Annotated in this window: 14 protein-coding genes; 6 read left to right on the forward strand and 8 right to left on the reverse strand. The window is 73.4% G+C overall.

Features of this window, described 5'->3' with window-relative positions; all coding sequences use genetic code 11:
- Window positions 1-492: 492 nt before the first annotated feature.
- The 4 genes from SLV14N_RS23760 to SLV14N_RS23775 form a co-directional block, all read right to left on the reverse strand.
- Window positions 493-1,614, reverse strand: a complete 1,122-nt coding sequence (locus SLV14N_RS23760) for a P1 family peptidase (protein WP_208688054.1) — start codon at window positions 1,612-1,614, stop codon at window positions 493-495.
- Window positions 1,607-2,440 (reverse strand): hypothetical protein, encoded by an 834-nt coding sequence (locus tag SLV14N_RS23765; protein WP_208683415.1) that lies wholly within the window; start codon window positions 2,438-2,440, stop codon window positions 1,607-1,609. Before SLV14N_RS23765 ends, SLV14N_RS23760 begins: the two co-directional genes overlap by 8 nt.
- 428 nt (window positions 2,441-2,868) lie before the next feature.
- On the reverse strand, window positions 2,869-4,026 hold the full coding sequence (locus tag SLV14N_RS23770; RefSeq protein ID WP_263270969.1) for a low temperature requirement protein A: 1,158 nt from the start codon (window positions 4,024-4,026) through the stop codon (window positions 2,869-2,871).
- A 243-nt stretch (window positions 4,027-4,269) separates the two neighbouring features.
- The gene (locus SLV14N_RS23775; RefSeq protein WP_263270970.1) at window positions 4,270-5,301 is read right to left on the reverse strand and encodes a methyltransferase; all 1,032 of its coding nucleotides are present in this window, start codon (window positions 5,299-5,301) and stop codon (window positions 4,270-4,272) included.
- 209 nt (window positions 5,302-5,510) lie between these two features.
- Here SLV14N_RS23775 and SLV14N_RS23780 point away from each other — a divergent pair, with 209 nt between their 5' ends.
- Together SLV14N_RS23780 and SLV14N_RS23785 are read left to right on the forward strand one after the other, a co-directional pair.
- On the forward strand, window positions 5,511-6,836 hold the full coding sequence (locus tag SLV14N_RS23780; RefSeq protein WP_208683420.1) for an amidohydrolase: 1,326 nt from the start codon (window positions 5,511-5,513) through the stop codon (window positions 6,834-6,836).
- Between the two features lie 264 nt (window positions 6,837-7,100).
- Window positions 7,101-8,192 carry a MerR family transcriptional regulator gene (locus SLV14N_RS23785; RefSeq protein WP_263270971.1) on the forward strand — a complete coding sequence of 364 codons (1,092 nt, stop codon included), beginning with the start codon at window positions 7,101-7,103 and terminating at the stop codon, window positions 8,190-8,192.
- A 100-nt stretch (window positions 8,193-8,292) separates the two neighbouring features.
- Here the strand turns inward: SLV14N_RS23785 and SLV14N_RS23790 are convergent, their stop codons facing one another.
- The 3 genes from SLV14N_RS23790 to SLV14N_RS23800 all read right to left on the reverse strand — a co-directional run bounded on the left by SLV14N_RS23790 (window position 8,293) and on the right by SLV14N_RS23800 (window position 11,549).
- Complete coding sequence (locus tag SLV14N_RS23790) at window positions 8,293-9,507, reverse strand: FAD/NAD(P)-binding oxidoreductase (RefSeq protein WP_263270972.1); 1,215 nt, start codon at window positions 9,505-9,507, stop codon at window positions 8,293-8,295.
- Window positions 9,508-9,579: 72 nt separating this feature from the next.
- A complete protein-coding gene (locus SLV14N_RS23795; protein ID WP_263270973.1) occupies window positions 9,580-10,764 on the reverse strand; it encodes a TSUP family transporter in 1,185 nt (394 codons plus the stop codon).
- Window positions 10,749-11,549 (reverse strand): GntR family transcriptional regulator, encoded by an 801-nt coding sequence (locus tag SLV14N_RS23800; RefSeq protein ID WP_263270974.1) that lies wholly within the window; start codon window positions 11,547-11,549, stop codon window positions 10,749-10,751. The genes SLV14N_RS23795 and SLV14N_RS23800 overlap by 16 nt, the downstream gene beginning before the upstream one ends.
- 278 nt (window positions 11,550-11,827) lie before the next feature.
- Here SLV14N_RS23800 and SLV14N_RS23805 point away from each other — a divergent pair, with 278 nt between their 5' ends.
- The gene (locus tag SLV14N_RS23805; protein WP_263270975.1) at window positions 11,828-13,246 is read left to right on the forward strand and encodes an MBL fold metallo-hydrolase; all 1,419 of its coding nucleotides are present in this window, start codon (window positions 11,828-11,830) and stop codon (window positions 13,244-13,246) included.
- A 45-nt stretch (window positions 13,247-13,291) separates the two neighbouring features.
- On the opposite strand, the gene SLV14N_RS23810 is transcribed toward SLV14N_RS23805, so the two are convergent.
- On the reverse strand, window positions 13,292-14,887 hold the full coding sequence (locus SLV14N_RS23810; protein WP_263270976.1) for an MFS transporter: 1,596 nt from the start codon (window positions 14,885-14,887) through the stop codon (window positions 13,292-13,294).
- A 295-nt stretch (window positions 14,888-15,182) separates the two neighbouring features.
- Between SLV14N_RS23810 and SLV14N_RS23815 the strand changes: the two genes are divergently transcribed.
- The 3 genes from SLV14N_RS23815 to SLV14N_RS23825 all read left to right on the forward strand — a co-directional run bounded on the left by SLV14N_RS23815 (window position 15,183) and on the right by SLV14N_RS23825 (window position 16,787).
- Window positions 15,183-15,716 carry an AMP-binding protein gene (locus SLV14N_RS23815; RefSeq protein ID WP_259670485.1) on the forward strand — a complete coding sequence of 178 codons (534 nt, stop codon included), beginning with the start codon at window positions 15,183-15,185 and terminating at the stop codon, window positions 15,714-15,716.
- Between the two features lie 732 nt (window positions 15,717-16,448).
- Complete coding sequence (locus tag SLV14N_RS23820) at window positions 16,449-16,628, forward strand: hypothetical protein (protein WP_263270977.1); 180 nt, start codon at window positions 16,449-16,451, stop codon at window positions 16,626-16,628.
- A 3-nt stretch (window positions 16,629-16,631) separates the two neighbouring features.
- On the forward strand, window positions 16,632-16,787 hold the full coding sequence (locus SLV14N_RS23825) for a hypothetical protein (RefSeq protein ID WP_208683435.1): 156 nt from the start codon (window positions 16,632-16,634) through the stop codon (window positions 16,785-16,787).
- Window positions 16,788-16,914: the final 127 nt, after the last annotated feature.

Here is a 16,914-nt window from a genome sequence, read left to right on the forward strand (position 1 = left end):
AGGCCGGTGTGCGGCTGGTGCGTGGTGAGTGGTTGAGGCCGGTGCGCCGCCCGTTGGTGGGTGGGGGGCCGGAGGGGATGTCCCGTACCCCGTCCTCGGCGCGGGCGGTTCTGGTACGTGGGGTTGGGTGCCCCGGCATTCGCTCCGGTCCTGCGGGCGGGGCACGGGACATCCCCTCCGGCCTCCGACGTGGGCGGCTGTCCCGCCGTTGGCGGTTGCGGTCACGGCCCTGGGGCCGTGGGCGGCTGTCCCGCCGTTTGCCGTTGCTGCCTGGGGTGGGGGCTGCTTGTCCGCCGTGGTGGTTGTCGTCAGGGGCTGCGGGGCGGGTGGCTGTCCCGCGGTGTCGGTTGCCGTCACGGCCTGCGGGGGTGGGTGGCCTTCCCGCCGTGCTTGTTGGTGGCACGTCTACGGGGGCGGGTGGGCGGTCGTCCGGCGTGTCCGTTGTGTCACGGCTGTGCGGGGTGGCGGTCTTCCGGTCGTGCCGGATGCCGGTCAGGCGGTTCCGTACAGGTCGCGGTAAGAGGGGAAGACGCCGCCGGGGCCGCGCACCGTTTCTGCGGAGTGGGCCGCGTTGACGATGGCGCGGGTCAGGACGTCCGCGCCGGTGGAGAGGAGCTCGTTCAGGGCGCCGGCCTCGGTGTGGATGCCGAAGGCGGGGTCGGTGGGGGGCTCTTCGGGGGTGAGGGGGCGGGTGGCGGTGGACAGGGCGAAGACCGTGTCGCCGTCGGAGAGGAGATGGACGGGGCGGATGGCGCGGGCCAGGCCGTCGTGGGCGGTGCCGGCGAGTTTGTGGGCCTGGGCGCGGGTGAGGGTGGCGTCGGTGGCGACCACGGCGAGGGTGGTGTTGAGCGGCGGACGGACGGACGCTGCCGAACGGGTCAGGGAGATCTCCCGGGCCTCGGCCAGTCGGCGCAGGGCGGCGGCGTGGACCTCGGGTGCCGGCAGGGCGGTGGGGTCCTCGTACAGAAGGCCGTAGAGGGCGCCGGTGCGGGGGTCGGTGACGGAGCCCGCGGCATTGACGGCGGCCAGGGCGGCGACGGTGGCGCCCGAGGGGAGGACCGCGCTCGCGGTGCCGATGCCGCCCTTGAGGCCGCCGGCCACCGCGCCCGTGCCGGCGCCCGTGTTGCCCCGGGCGACCGGAGCGCCGGGCTCGGTGCCCGCCGCGGCGGCGGCCGCCGCCCGGCCCATGGCGGCGTCCGGCCGGGCCCGCCAGTTGCCGCCGCGGCCCAGGTCGAAGAGGGCCGCGGCCGGCACGACGGGGACGACCTGGGCGGGGTCCGGGCCGACCCGGAAGCCCCGGCCCTGGTCCTCCAGCCAGGCGGCGACACCGGACGCGGCGTCAAGACCGAAGGCGCTGCCGCCGGTCAGCACCAGCGCCTCGACGCGCTGGACGAGATTGCGCGGGTCCAGCGCGTCGGTCTCCCGGGTGCCGGGGCCGCCACCGCGTACGTCGACGGCCGCGACGGCGCCGCCCTCGGGAGCCAGGACGACGGTGGTGCCGGTCAGATAGCCGTCACCGATGCGCTGGGCGTGGCCGACCCGGAGGCCGAGGACGTCGGTGAGGGCGTCCTGCGGCCCCGTGGGGTACGGCGGGCCCGCCGGCTGCTCAGTAATCGGCCGGTCCCATCACGATGACCGGGTGCAGGTCGGGGTCGAGGGTGCGCAGCAGCTCCCGCATCACCTTGGGCTTGAGACTGATACAGCCCTGGGTGGGCCCGTCGTGGTCGACGTGCAGCCAGACGCCGCCGCCCTTGGCGGCGCCCCACGGGCGCTGCTGGTCCAGGGGGGAGGTCCCCGGCTCGCGGTTGTAGTTGATGGCGATGACGTAGTCGAAGGCGCCGGCCAGCGGCTCGCCCTCCACACCGGTGCCGTCGGCGACGAAGCTGCTGTTGCGGTCGTAGGGGAGCTTGGTGCCCTCGGGCGCGGGCAGCAGGCCGCCCGCGTCGGTGAGGGGGTAGACCCCGATGGGCGAGCGCAGATCGCCGTAGCGGTGGTCGTCGGTCCAGCCGCGGGCGGCGTTGTGCGCGGCCCAGGTGGGGCCCGGCTCCCAGTCGTCCGAACCCTCCTCGCGGGTGTAGAGGACGACACGGGACTGGAAGGAGTCCATGTCCTGGCCCGTGACGACCAGAACCTGCCGGGAGTCGGCCGGTATCCGCTTCCTGGCCGCGTCACTGAGGCCCGGGATCGGCCGTCCGGCCGGGGCGTTCGGTGCGGCCTTCGGGGCGGTTTTCGGCGCGGACACGGGCGTACGTGGCGTGTCCGGGCCGGAAGCCGTCGTCGACATGGTGCTCTTGGCGTCGGTCCCGCTGTTGTGGTCGTCGCCCGAGGCCGGCCACGCCCACAGGGCGGTTCCGACCAGGGTGGAGAGGGCGAGACCGCTCACGGCCTTGCTGCGCCGGGACAGTCTCGTCCGCGCGCGGGACTGAGCGTGGCGGGCCATGGCTGGCGTCTCCTCAGGTACGGACGGCGGTCGGTCCCGGGGCTTCCTGCGGTCTTCCACAGGTACACCCCCTGTCATAAAAAGGGCAATCTGCACCCTACCGCTTCAGCGTCCGCGCGCCTCCGCTGGTCCATGTGAACAGTGGGGAACATGGGGGCGAAGTGGCGGGAAGTGGGGTCCATTGGTGGGTAATTGACGGGCAATGGGGTGGGTCCGGAGTGGCGGCCGTGCTGGAGAGAGCCCCTCGTCCGGAGGAGGGCGAAGATGGCCGAATCTGATGCGGGATCAGGGTCAGAGCAGGGCTGGACGGGGCGTCAGGTCCACAGAGAGAGGTGGGGCGAGGCGGTGCCGTAGGCCTCGCGGGGGCGCAGTCGCACCTTCGAGGAGATCGGTGCCGGGGCGATCGTCGAGATGGGTGACGGGGGCCGCTACTCCACCAGCGCGGTGCCCTGACGGGAAGTGAGGCCGACACCGGCCGCCACGGTGGCGGAGGCCACCAGCCCGGTCGCCAGGACCGCCCAGTCCCCGGCGAAGGTGCACACCAGGACCAGCAGCGCCGACACCGGCAGCACCAGATGCTGGGCCAGGCCGCGCTTCTGGTGCCGGGAGTGGATCAGCCACACCGTGAGCATGAACAGCGCCGCCGGCACCGTGACACAGGCGGCCGCCGCGAACGCCGACAGATGCGCCCTGCCGAAGGACTCCTCCACCGCGATCTCGATGCCCGCGCCGACCGCGGCCGCCGAGCCGAACACGAGGTAGTGCCCATAGCCCCACAGGAACGCCTGACGGTTCGAGCGGAGGTGAAGGTGGATGGGCACCGCGAAATAGATCCAGTACGCGGCGAAGACCAGCAGCAGCCCGCCGCCCGCGATCGGCAGCAGCGTGCCGAGCGCGTCGTTCCGGTCCAGCGCCGACTGCACGGCGAGGGTGGCCGCCGCGATCGTCTCGCCCAGCACGATGATGGTGAACAGGCCGTAGCGCTCGGCGATGTGACGCGGATGCCAGGTCGTCTGCCGCTCCCGCTCGGCCAGCGTGGGGACCGCCAGCTCCAGCAGGCCCACGACCACGAACACCCAGGGAATGTCGTGCACGGGCAGGACCAGCAGGCCCAGCCAGCCGACCTGGCACACCGTCACCCCCAAGGCGTAGCGCAGCGCGGTACGCCGCTCGGCGCCGGTGTTGCCGAGGGCGGCCCGCAGCCACTGGGTGACCATGGCCAGCCGCATGACCAGGTACCCGAACCAGAGGACGGTGAAGTCGCTGTGCGCGAAGGCCCGCGGCACGCCCGCGGCCAGGACCAGCACCCCCGCCATCTGGACGAGCGTCACCACGCGGTAGAGCGCGTCGTCGGTGTCGTACGCCGAGGCGAACCAGCTGAAGTTCATCCAGGCCCACCAGATGGCGAAGAAGAGCATCAGATAGCCGGACACGCCGTGCCCCGGATGCCCCTCGGCGAGCGCATGTGCCAGCTGGCGGCCGGCCTGGGCGATCGCCACGACGAAACACAGGTCGAAGAAGAGCTCCAGCGGGGTGGCGGCGCGGTGCTCCTCGTCGCGGCGGCGCGCCCGCATGAGGACCGGCACGTCAGCTCCTCTCGTCGGCCGTTGCGGCCGCCCTCAGTACAGCGCGGGCGGGCGGTGCCGCCAATGAGGGGAGCGGGGCGCGGCGTGTCGCCAATGAGGGGAGCGGCGTGCGGCGTGTCGCCCACGAAGGGGGGCGGGGCGGGCGTGTCGCTCGGGAGGGGAGCTGGGTGGGGCGTGTCGCCCGGGACGGCGTGCGGCGTGTCGCCAGCGAGGGGAGCGGGGGCGGTGTGCCCGGGGCGGCGGCTACTCGGCGACCGCCTCCACGATCGAGGGGAAAGCCGAGGTCGGCAGCACCCGCGTCAGCCGGAATCCGCCGGCCGACAGCAGCGTCGCGAACTCCTCCGCCGTGCGCTCCTTCCCGTCGACCACCGCCATCATCGCGACGTCCATGGTCTTGCCGAAGTGCGGCGTGTTGCCCGGCGGCAGCACGGAGTCTATGACCAGCAGCCGGCTGCCGGTCGCCATCGCCCGGTGGCAGCTGCGCAGGATGCGCCGGCACGGTTCATCCGGCCAGTCGTGCAGGACGTGCTTGAGGACGTAGAGGTCACCGCCCTCCGGTACGGACTCGAAGAAGTCACCCTCCTGGGTGCGCCAGCGGCCCTTCAACTCGTCGTCGTCCAGGAGGTGGTGGGCCAGCGGCGGCGCCTGGTCGAAGAGCACACCGGTCAGCTGGGGGTGGCGGCGCAGCGCGGCGCGCAGCAGGCCGCCGCGGCCGCCGCCGACGTCCACGACCGTGCCGGCCGCGGGGAAGGGGTACGTGGCGGCCACCGCCTCGTCGACCGGGGCGGACAGCGACGACATCCCGTCGTCGAGGAGCCGGCGGGCGGCCGGGTCCGACAGCAGATGCGCGAAGAGGGGTGCCCCGAAGATCCGCTCGAAGGACGCGCCGCTGTGTGCCACGGCCTCCGGCATGGCGGCCGAGGTCCGCAGGAACATCTCGTCGGTCATCATCAGCACGGCGGCGTGCAGCGAATCGGGGACGTCCGTACGCAGCGGCCGGGCGGCCGACGTCAGTTGATAGGCGCCCGCTGCGTCCTCCCGGAAGATGCCGCGGGTGGCGAGATAGCGCAGTACGCGGCGCAGATGTGGCGCGTGGGTGCCGGTGGTGGCGGCCAGCTGCTCGGCGGTGCGCGGGCCCTCGGCGAGATGGTCGGCGATGCGGTGCTGCACCGCGGTGCGCAGGGCGGCGGAGAAGAGATGGCCCATGGCCTGGTCCATCAGATGAGCCGTGAGGTCGCGGGGCTCGCCGGTCGGTGGGTTGGGGGAAATGGCCAACGTCAGCCTCCAGTCATCGGCTTGCGCTTGCTGGTCCCGGTCGCAGGCGGTGATCCACGGTTGCAGGCACGGGCTCCGGTGTCACGAACGGAGAGAGCGGCAACCGCGAAGTCCGGCCAGGGACGGGCGGGGACCCGTACGGGAGGGTTCCGGGGGATGTCGGGGGCCGCCGCTCGATGCCGGCCGGCCGTTCATGGTCGAATGCGTGTATGAGCGACAGCGACACGACAGGCACGACCGCTAACGCCGGCCCCCGCGGCAGCTCCGCCCCCGCTGCCGTCCTGGCCCCGCTCGACGACCGCCTCGCGGACCTCGTGGCCCTCTACGAAGACCTGCACCGCCACCCCGAACTCGGCTTCCAGGAGACCCGTACGGCCGCAGAGGCCGCCCGCCGGCTGACCGGCTGCGGCTATGACGTCACCACCGGCATCGCCGGGACCGGCGTCGTCGGCGTCCTGCGCAACGGCCCGGGCCCCGTGGTGCTGCTGCGCGCTGACATGGACGCGCTGCCCGTCACCGAGAACTCCGGTCTGGACTATGCCTCCACGGTCCCCGGCCGGATGCACGCCTGTGGACACGACGTCCATGTGACCTGCCTGCTGGGCGCCGCCGACCTGCTCGCGGCGGGCCGCGACCACTGGTCCGGCACTCTGATCGCGCTCTTCCAGCCTGCCGAGGAGGTCGGCAGCGGCGCCCGCGCCATGATCGACGCCGGTCTCTACAGCAAGAGCCTGGTCCCCACCCCCGATGTGGTGCTGGCCCAGCATGTCGCCCCGCTCGGTGCCGGGCTGATCGCCTACTGCCCCGGCCCCTGTATGGCGGCCGCCGACAGCCTGGAGATCACCTTCCATGGCACCGGCGGCCATGGCTCACGCCCCGAGACCACCATCGACCCGATCCTGATGGCGGCGTCCTTCGTCCAGCGGGTGCAGTCCGTCGTGGCCCGCGAGGTCGCGCCCAAGGACCAGGCGGTGGTCACGGTCGGCTCCTTCCACGCCGGGGACACCGCCAATGTCATCCCCGACCGGGCCGTCGTACGGCTCAGCGTCCGCACCTTCGACGAGACCGTCCGCACCGCCGTGCTGGCCGCCATCGACCGCATCGCGCGCGCCGAGGCCACCGCCTCCGGGGCGGACCGCGCGCCGGACACCGAGGTCCTGGACTCCTTCCCCGTCACCGTCAACGACTCCACGACCCTGCGGGAGGTCAACGAGCAGTTCACCGAACTCTTCGGAGAGCAGCGGCTGTTCGCCTACGATCCGGCCACCGGCAGCGAGGACGCCGGACTGCTGGCGACCGCCGCCGGGGCCCCGCTCTACTACTGGTGGCTGGGCGGCTGGGACCCGGAGGAGTTCCGGACGGCGCTGGCGGCCGGACGGCTCGCCCAGGACATCCCGTCCAACCATTCGCCGCACTTCGTCCCCGTGGTCCGGCCGACCCTCACCATGGGCGTCGAGGCACTGACCGCCGCCGCGCTCAACCGGCTGGCTCCTGGGGCGGCGGATGCGGGGGAGGTGGGGGTATCGCGGGGGTGACGGAGGCGGTGGGGCAGGCGGGGCCGGCTGGTCCGGGCGCGATGGGGACGGCGATACCGCGGGGGTGACAGTGGGGGCGAGGCAGACGGGTCGGGGTGCGACCGGGACGGCGATACCGCGGGCGTGACGGAGGCGGCGGGGCAGGCCGGTCCGGCTGGTCCGGCCGGTCCGGGCGGGGCGGTGGCGGGCGTTTGACCTTGCCCTTGGGGCAAGCCCCAGCATCGGCCGTACCGGGCGAGGCGCCCGGTACGAGGAGGGCGGACGGTGGACGGATACGGGGGCACGGCGCCGCGCGAGGACGGTGCGCTGCTGACCATCGGGGCGTTCGCCAAGGCCTCCCGGCTCTCGCCGAAGGCACTGCGCCTCTACGACGAGCTCGGCCTGCTGCCCCCGGCCCATGTCGACCCGCACAGCGGCTACCGCCGCTACGCCCCCGCCCAGTTGGAGCGGGCCCGGCTGGTGGCCTGGCTGCGCCGGCTCGGTATGCCGCTGGCCCGCATCCGCGAGGTGTGCGAGCTGTCACCGGACGCGGCGGCCGTGGCGGTCGCCGCGTACTGGGCGCAGGTCGAGGCCGACACCGCGGCCCGCCGGGACCTGGCCGCCTTCCTCGTCGACCAGTTGGAGAGGAAGAACACCGCCATGACCACACCACACACTCCCTTGACGATGCGCTGCGCCGCCCTGACCGACCAGGGGCTGGTACGTCCGCTCCACCAGGACGCCGCCCATGCCGGACCGCGGCTGCTGGCCGTCGCCGACGGCTACGGCCCGGACGGCGGCCCGGCCGCGACCGCCGCGATCGAGGCGCTCAAGGATCTGGAAGAACAGGACCTGACCACGGCGGACCTGCTGGGCGTCCTGGAGGAGGCGGCCCGCCGGGCCCACCGCGCCGCCCCGGCGGGTGACGCGGCGACCGGCAGCACGCTCACCGCGCTGCTCCGCTCCGGCGCACAGCTGGCGCTGCTGCACCTCGGGGACTCACGCGCCTACGTCCTGCGCGACTCCGGCCTCTTCCAGATCACCCACGACCACAGCCTCGTCCAGTCGCTGATCGATGAGGGCCGGCTCACCCCCGAGGAGGCGGCCTCGCATCCGCAGCGCACACAGCTGCTGCGGTCGCTCGACGGGTCCACCGAGTTCGCCCCCGATCTGCAACTCCTGGAGGCCCGGCCCGGGGAGCGCTATCTGCTGTGCACCGACGGCCTGACCGGGGTGGTGCCGACCGAGGCGATCCAGCAGGTGCTGACCGCGGCCGACGGCCCCGACCAGGCCGTACGCGAACTGATCCGGCTGGCCCGCGAGGCGGGGGCGCCGGACAACGTGGGGTGTGTGGTGGGGGAGGTGACGGGGGCTTAGGGCGGGGGTGGGGGATCGCCCTTAGGGGGGTGATGCGCCCCTTGCGTGAGCCCTGCCCGGTGGGGGGTGTGGTTACGCTCCCCCCACCGTGGGGGTGGGGTTACGCCAGGCCCTTGAGCATCCCCTTGAAGTAGAGCTGCGGCAGGCCGTAGCGCTTGAGGAACCACATGTCGGTGCGTTCCCGGGTGGTGTCGAGGAAGGGGATCGACGGCGTGGGCTGCAGGTCGTAGTCGAACTCGGCGAGCAGCATCTTGTGCCGGGCGGTGACCAGGGGACAGGAGGTGTAGCCGTCATAGCGGGCGCCGGCCGGGCGCCCGCGCAGCCCGGCGAGGAGGTTGGCGACCGCGACCGGAGCCTGCTTGCGGATCGCGGCGCCCGTCTTGGACGTCGGCAGATTGGCGACATCGCCCAGCACGAACACATTCGGGAAATCCGGGTGCTGGAGCGTTGCCCGGTCCGCCTTGACGTACCCGTACGGGGAGTCGGGGTCGGCGAGCGGGCCGTCGGCCAGCCACTGGGGGGCGCGCTGCGGCGGTACGGCGTGCAGCAGGTCGTAGTGGACGGTCTCGGTCTTGCCGGTGGTGTGATCGGTGATCACCGCCTCGCGCGCCGCACCGTCGAGACGGGTCATCTCCGAGCTCAGCCGCACCTCGATGCCGTACCGCCGGGCCGTCTCCGTCAGCGCACGGGAGAACACCGGCACCTTGAACATCGCGGGCTCCGGGAGCACCAGAATGGTGCGGATCGCACCCAGCACCCCGCGCTTACGCCAGTGATCCGCCGCCAGATACGCGATCTTCTGCGGGGCGCCGCCGCACTTCACCGGCCCGGACGGCATGGTGAACACCGCCGTGCCGCTCCGCATCCGGCGGATCAACTCCCAGGTCAGCGGCGCGAGATCGGGCCGGTAGTTGCTGCTCACCCCGCCGTGGCCGAGGGCCGCGGCGAGGCCGGGCACCCCGTCCCAGTCGAGCTGCAGGCCGGGGGCGAGCACCAGCCGCCCGTAGGAGAGGACCCGGCCCGAGGCGGTGGTGACCGTACGGGCGGCCGGGTCGACATCGGTGGCGCGCTCCCGCAGCCAGCGCACCCCCGGCGGCATGACGTCCGCCTCGGTGCGCAGCGAGGCACGCAGCGGCGCCTGACCGCCGCCGACCAGCGTCCACAACGGCTGGTACCAGTGCGTTTCGGAGGGCTCCAGCAGCGCGATGTCCCGGACCCCGGCACGGCGTAACCGGGCGGCGACGGTGATGCCGGCGGTGCCGCCGCCGACGATGAGGACCTGGTGGTGGGACGGGGCGGCGGGCGCGGGGGCCATGTGCTCCTCCTGGAAGGTAAGGGGAATCGGGTGGGGTCGGGATCGGAGGTCGGTCGGCCTGCGGGACGCGGGCTACCAGAGGCGGGGCAGGGCGGTGGCCGCCATGGTGACGGCGAGGACGGTGACCAGGCAGGCGAAGGCCGTGGCCAGGACCTGGGGGCGCAGCCGGTTGGTGAGGCGGTTGCCGAGGTGACTGCCGAGCGCCGCACAGGCCGCGAAACCGGCCAGCAGCGGCCAGTCCAGGGCGCCCGTACCGGCCCGGGTGCCCAGCGCCGTAAGGGAGTTGATGAGGATGACCAGGAGCGAGGTGCCGATGGCGACCGGCATCTCCAGGCCCAGCACCAGGGTGAGGGCCGGTACGACGACAAACCCGCCGCCGACCCCGAAGAAGCCGGTGAGCAGCCCGACGGCGGAGGCGGTCACGACGAAGCGGGCGGGGCGCAGGGGCATCCGGCGGGCGGCGCCGCCCCGGTCGCCGGAGGACGCCGGGCCCGCGGTGCCCCGTAAGGGCACGGTCTCGGCGGGGTCCTGTGGGGGATGCGGTTCGGCGGGGCCCTGTGAGGACGGCCTCTCCGTGGGCTCCTGTGAGAACGGCTTCTCCGCAGGCTCCTGTGAGGACAGCGGATCTGCGGGCTCCTGTGAGGACAGCGGATCTGCGGACGCCGGTAGGGGCGCCGTCTCCCCGGGGTCCGGTACGGACATCGTCTCCGCGGACTCCGGTAAGGACACCGTCTCCGCGGGCTCCCGTAAGGGCATGATCTCCGGGGCGTCCCGCAAGGACACCGTGTCTGCGGGATGCCGTAAGGGCACGGCTTCCGGGGCGTCCCGTAACGGTGAGCTCATCGCCGGGTCCCGTAAGGGCCGGACACCCTCCGCCGCACGCCGCTCGCGCAGTCCCCGTGTCAGCAGCATCGCCGCCACCACGAGCAGCAGACCCGCGAACGCCGCCATCAGCACCGTGGGATCCAGGGCCGCGCTCCACCGGGAGCCGAGATAGCTGCCCGCCGTACCCAGCGCCCCGAACGCCGCACCCGCCGCCCACCGGACCCGTCCGGCCCGGCCATGGCACAGCAGTCCGGTCACCGCGCCGACCGTGACGACGACCAGCGCCCCCGCGGTCGCCTCGTGCGGCGACTGCCCCAGCAGATAGACCAGCGCCGGCACCGCCAGCACCGACCCACCGCCGCCGAGCGCGCCCAGCAGCAGACCGATCAGCAACCCGCACGGCAGCACCGTCAGGGCTACGAGGACGGACACGAGGCCCGCGGCGCAAGGGCGACGGCCCGGCTGTGGTCGGACCACTCCGCGACGAAGGTGAACCGGTCGCCGCGCACCACCGTCTCGCGCCACTCCACCGGCCGCTCCCCGGCCTGCCCGAGCCGCTCGATGGCGAACGCCGCCTCCCGGTCGGCCAGCCCCAGCAGCCACGCCTGCCGGATGTCCGGCAGGAACGGCTGGATCCGCTCCCGGCCACCGGTGACCTTCACCCCGCAGCGCCGCGTCAGCTCGCCGTAGAGCGAGGTGTGCCCGAAGTCGGCGTCCAGCAGCGGCTCGGCGGCGTCGGCGGGCAGATACGCGGTGTCGTGCGCGAGCGGTTCGCCGTCCGCGAGCCGCAGCCGCTCCAGCACGACCAGCGGCGCCTCCGGGACCAGCCCCAGATTCCCGGCGATCGTGCCGTCCACGGTCCGCTCCAGCCGGAGCACCTCGCTGCGCTGCTCCACCCCCTGGCCCTCCAGCTCGCGGAAGAGGCTGTAGAGCGAGCCCAGCGGCTGCTGTATGCGGCGGGTGTCCAGCCGGCTCGTCCGGCCGCGTTCGGCGATCACCAGGCCGTCGGCACGCAGTTTGCGCAGCGCCTCCCGGACGGTGTGCCGGCTGACCTCGTACTCGCCGGTGAGCCGGTGCTCGGCCGGGAACTCCTCACGGAACGCGCCGGCTTCCATCCGACGGCGCAGATCGGCGGAGAGCTGCGCCCACAAGGGCAGCGGCGAGCGCCGGTCCAGGGAACGCGGGCCGTGCGCGCCGTGCGGCGGCTCGGTCGTCATCGTGGATTCCTCCGCGGGCGTACGGGGGTTGCAGTGGTGATGCCGGAGCCATGGATGCGGAACCAAGCGATGCGCACGCAATGACTGTGTGCGATCAGTTGATGCCGAATCAAATAGCAGCGGCTCTATACAGGGTGACGGGCCGTCCCGGCCTCCCCGGCTTGTCGCCCGCCATCCGGCTACCTAATGTACGTACATCCGTGCATCCGCACAACGCACCCTGCCCGAACGGGCCCCGGCCGCCGCGCACGGGCCCCGCGCACCCCTGGAGGCCGACCGTGCACTTCGCGCAGTACTACCTCGACTGCCTCTCCCAGGCGTCGTACCTGATCGGCGACACGGCCACCGGACGCGCCGTCCTCGTCGACCCGCGCCGCGACATCGACGACTACCTGCACGACGCGGAAGCCGCCGGCCTGCGGATCGAACTCGTCATCGAGACGCACATTCACGCCGACTTCCTCTCCGGCCACCTCGAACTCGCGCGGGCCACCGGCGCCACCATCGCCTTCGGTGAGGCCGCCGAAACCGGCTTCCCCATACGGCGGTTACGGGACGGCGAACACATCTCGCTCGGAGCGCACGACGGCCAGGGGGTCACCCTCACCGTTCTCGCCACCCCCGGCCACACCCTCGAATCCATCTGCCTGGTACTGCGCGAACACCCCGACGACGACGTACCGTTCGGAGTGCTCACCGGCGACACCCTCTTCGTCGGTGATGTCGGCCGCCCCGACCTGCTCTCCGCCGCCGGGCACACACCACAGGGCATGGCCGCCCGTCTGCACCGCTCCCTGCACACCAAACTCCTGACCCTCCCGGACGCGACCCGGGTCTTTCCCGCACACGGCGCCGGCTCCGCCTGCGGACGCAACCTCTCCAGCGAGACCAGCTCCACCATCGGCGACCAGCGCCGGTTCAACTACGCCCTCCAGCCCATGCCGGAGGCCGACTTCATCCGCCTGGTCACCGCGGGGCAGCCCACCACCCCCGGCTACTTCGCCCACGACGCGGCCCTCAACCGCGACGGCCACCCCCTCCTGGAGCCGGGCCCGCCGCCCGCCCTCACCCTGGACGAGGCCCTCGCGGCCCGCGACCGGCAGGGCGCCGTTCTCCTCGACTGCCGCCCGCTGGCCGCCTACACCCGCGCGCATCTGACCGGCTCGCTCCATACGAGCCTGGACACCCGGTTCGCGGAGTACGCCGGCAGCGTGGTCGCCCCGGACACCCCGATCGTGCTGCTCGCCGACCCCGGCACGGAACAGGAGGCCCGCCTCCGCCTCGCCCGCATCGGCTACGACCACGTCCTCGGCCATCTGCCCGACCCGACCGCCGTACTGGACCGCACGCCCGCACTCAGCCGCGGCAGCCGACGCATCCGCCATGAGGAACTGGCACTGTGCGAGCCGCAGTTGGGCACGGGCGGACCGGCCGAGGTCACATCGGCCGACGTCCAGCTGATCGACGTCCGTAACCCGGCCGAGTACGAGGCGGGCGCCCTCCCCGGCGCCCGCAACATCCCCCTCGCGGGCCTGCTGCACCGCATCGCCGAACTGGACCCGGCCCGCCCGGTGGTCCTGTACTGCCGCAGCGGCAACCGCTCGGTAATAGCGGCAGCGCTGCTGGAGGCACGCGGTTTTGGAGAGGTCTGCGATGTGATTGGGGGGTATGAGGCGGCGGCGGGGGCGGGCGTGTAGTAGGGGCACGGGGGCCGGCGGCGGGCCCGTTCACGCGCGAACGCCTCACTCACGGCGGTCCGTTCGGCATCGGTCGGTCCGTTCGGCATCGGGCTGATCGGTGCCGGGCGGCTTGGCGCTGGCCCGCTCCGCGTCGGTCCGTTGGATGTCGGGCCGCTCCGCGTCGGTCCGTTCGACGTCGGTCCGCTCCGCGTTGGCCCTTTCGGTGCCGGTGCCGGTCACCCGGCGGCCTACGGGGAGGAGTGCGCGTACGAGAAGGGGCGCGCGCACGGAGACGAGCGCGCGTACAAGGACGCGCCCGAGTACGGGAGCGAGCCCAACCACGAGACGAACCCCAAGTACGCGAGCGATCACGAGCGCCGCGGCGGTAGCCAGGCAGACGGCGGCGGGGAGCACCAAGGACGGGCGGGCCCCACCACCCGTCCCGGCGGCGGTGAGGGCGAGCCCGACCCCCGCCGTGGCCGTCATCACGGCCTTGGTCACCCCGGACGCCTCGCCCGCCCGCTCGCGGCGCACCACCGCCTGCGTGCCGGTGAGGGCCAGCCCGCCGGCCACCCCGAGCGCGGCCGCGGCAGCCGTCGCGGCCATCAGCAGGGCGGGCGTGCCCGTACCGCGTGTAGTGGCCGCCAGCGCGACTGCGCCGGACGCGAGACAGAGCGCCATCACCGGCACCGCCGCCCCCGGACGCACCCGTCCGGCCAGCGGACCCCCGACGGCCAGTGCGCCCGCCGGGGCAACAAAGACCACTCCCGCCTCCAGCACCGACCACCCCTCGGCCTGCTGAAGTGTCCACGGGACCACGTACAACAGCGCCACGGTCGCGGAGTTGGCGACCGCACCGGCCACGGTCAGCGCCACATACGGGCGGTTACGGAACAGGGCCAGGTCCACCAGCGGGGCGGACGAGCGCCGCTCGGCCCGCACGAACAGCGCGCCGAACAGCGCCGCGCCGGCCGCCCATCCCCAGTCCGCGTGCTCCAGCCAGCGGGCCAGACAGGCCGCCACGCCCGTCGCGGCGATCGCACCGACGTGGTCGAGGGACTGTCCGGCGTCCGGATCGCGGGACTCCGCCGCCCGGCGGGCACACAGCCCGGCGGCCAGGGCGAGCGGCACCGTCAGCCAGAAGACGGCCCGCCAGGACACGGACCGGGCGAGCACACCACCGAGGAACGGGCCACAGACGGTGGCCAGTCCGGCCAGCCCCAGCGCACGGCCCATCGCCCGGCGCCCGCGCCCCGGAGGACAGGCATGGGTGAGCAGGGCCAGCCCGGCAGGCATGATCAACGCGCCGCCCGCGCCCTGCAGAACCCGCGCCGTCACCAGCAGCGGCAGCGACGGCGCAAGCGCGCACAGGACGGCAGTGACACCGAAGAGCGCCAGCCCGGCCGTCAGCATCCGGCGCCGCCCGTAGAGATCGCTCAGACGGCCGGCGACGGGCATCAGGGACCCCGCGGCGAGAAGATAGCCGCTGACGACCCAGGGGGTGACCGTCGCAGAACCGTGCAGCGCGTCGCGGACGACGGGCAGCGCCAGGTTCAGTGCGAAGGAGTCCAGTTGGACGCAGAACGCGCCGGTGGCAACGGCGGCGAGCGCCCAACGGGCCTGCGGGCCCAGGTGGGGGTGCGGTTCGGGTTTCGGCATGACGGGCATCGGGCCGCCTCTCACGGGTCCGCCTCTCGCGCCTGCGGAGGAAAACGGGAAAAGGAGGGGGAGAGGGGGATGGAGTGCACCGGAAGGGGGCAGGAACCAGGGAGCGGCTTGCCCGCACGGCCGGGAGGCCCGGAGCGATGAGCCGGGGCGGGCGATGCGGTGACCGAAAGGCCCCGGAGCGATCTGCTGCCGCGTGGGTGCGGGAAGGGGCGGCGCCGGCCCCGTACAACGGACGTTCAGCGATCGTTGATCGGTGATCTCCATGCTGAACCGCATGTTGCGCCGTGTGACTTCAGAGCATGCAGATGACGCCCGGGAAGTACAAGAGCCGGAGGCGTCGCGGATCGCCCTCACCTGGAGTGGGGAGCCCGGACGCCAGGAGGAGCTGACGCACGGCATGCTCCTCGACCAGGCCGAGCGCGCCGCCACCGTACTCCGCCGGCTCGGAGTACGGGCCGGAGACCGGGTCGCGGTGCATCTGCCGCTGGTGCCCGAGTCGGTGATCGCCACCCTCGCCTGCGGACGGCTGGATGCGATACGCACCACGCTGCCGGTCTCGCTGACGGTGCCCGAACTGGTCGCGCGGACCCGTGAGTCCTCGGCCCGGGTACTGATCACGGCCGATGCGGCGTTCTGGGACGGGGCCGTACGACCGGTGAAGCCCCTGCTCGACCATGCACTGGCGCGGGGCGCGGCTTCGGGGGGAGCCGTGGACCGCACCGTCCTGGTGGTGAACCGGTGCTCGCGACCGGTCTCCTGGAAGCCGGGGCGCGACCTGTGGTGGCACGAGGCCCTGGGCGTGCCGGCCGCCACCCACTGACGTCACGACTGCCCCGAACAACCGCTGCCTCCCTCCTTCCAGCAGGCCCGGCCTACGCGGCGACGCCCCAGGCCCGGGAGAGCGAGCCTCCTCCTTCAAGGGAGCGCGGTCCCTCAGCGGATTACTCCGGGGGAGCCCGTCCTCAAGGGAGCGTGGCGTATCAGCGAGGCCCTTCTAGGGCTCTCTTCGAGGGCGCGGCCTGTGGGCGCACCGATTCAAGGGCGCGGCACCTCGACGGGTCACTCCGGGGACGGGGGAGCGCCGCTCTCGGAGGAGTGCGTGGCCACATGATCGCGGCCCTGCGAGGGGAGCACGCCGCGAGGGAGGGCGGCCCTGCGGGGAGCGCGCCGCGAGGGAGCGTGGCCCTGCGGGGAGCGCGCTTGAGGGAGAGTGGCCCTGGGGGGGGAGCGCAGGGCAGGCGAGCGTGGCGCCTCCAGAGGACCAGCCATCTCCGGAAAGCCAGCCCTTCCAGAGAACAGCCTCCCCACCCCCTGAGAGGCGCGGCCCGCACCCACTGACGAGACCGCGGCCTCATCCATCGGCGGCACAGCCCTCGCCCATCGGCGGCACAGCCTCCCCCACCGGGGCACAGCCCTCACCCACCGACGAGGCACAGCCCTCACCCACTCAGGTCACCAAACGGGCCATTCGCCTCATCCGCGCCTAGCGTGGAGCACGTGCCACAGCCACCAGACGCCCCGCCCACCTTGGGCCGCGGCTTCGGGGGCAACCGTGGCGCCGCTCCGGCCGCCCCCACCCACGCCCCGCGCGACACCGGGGGCCTCGGCGGCCGTACGCCTCCCGACCGTCGCCCGCGCCCTGGGCACCCGCACCCCCACACTGCAGAACTTCGCTCCCCCCGCCCCCACCCTCCCCACCACCCCCACCACCCCCGAGCGGAAAGGCTGCTGACCCATGGCTCGTCATGAGTACGCGCACCCCCGCCACCCCCTGCCCGGCAGCGACCGCAACCGGCCCCTCAGGCGCAGCCGCGCCTCACAGGGCCCGCCGACCCGGCCCTTCGAAGGCCACCGGCCGCACCTCATCCCCACCCACGACAAGGGCCGCTAGCGGAGGGGGCGTTCGCAGCCCCACCCGGCTCACGTCGCTTCACAGGGGTGGCTATCTCCCCAGCTCATGACGGCGGTGGTCGGGGCCCGGCGGACGACGTTTCGCGCGTCCTTTATTGCGTCGTGCT

This window comes from Streptomyces sp. Je 1-4 4N24, assembly GCF_026239515.1.
Taxonomy (GTDB): Bacteria; Actinomycetota; Actinomycetes; order Streptomycetales; family Streptomycetaceae; genus Streptomyces; species Streptomyces nigrescens.

What these genes read in the sequence shown, in the direction of transcription:
- SLV14N_RS23765 (WP_208683415.1), bottom strand. Translation starts at nt 2,440, where the DNA reads ATGGCCCGCCACGCTCAGTCCCGCGCGCGGACGAGACTGTCCCGGCGC.
- SLV14N_RS23780 (WP_208683420.1), top strand. Translation starts at nt 5,511, where the DNA reads ATGAGCGACAGCGACACGACAGGCACGACCGCTAACGCCGGCCCCCGC.
- SLV14N_RS23790 (WP_263270972.1), bottom strand. Translation starts at nt 9,507, where the DNA reads ATGGCCCCCGCGCCCGCCGCCCCGTCCCACCACCAGGTCCTCATCGTC.
- SLV14N_RS23800 (WP_263270974.1), bottom strand. Translation starts at nt 11,549, where the DNA reads ATGACGACCGAGCCGCCGCACGGCGCGCACGGCCCGCGTTCCCTGGAC.
- SLV14N_RS23810 (WP_263270976.1), bottom strand. Translation starts at nt 14,887, where the DNA reads ATGCCGAAACCCGAACCGCACCCCCACCTGGGCCCGCAGGCCCGTTGG.
- SLV14N_RS23825 (WP_208683435.1), top strand. Translation starts at nt 16,632, where the DNA reads ATGGCTCGTCATGAGTACGCGCACCCCCGCCACCCCCTGCCCGGCAGC.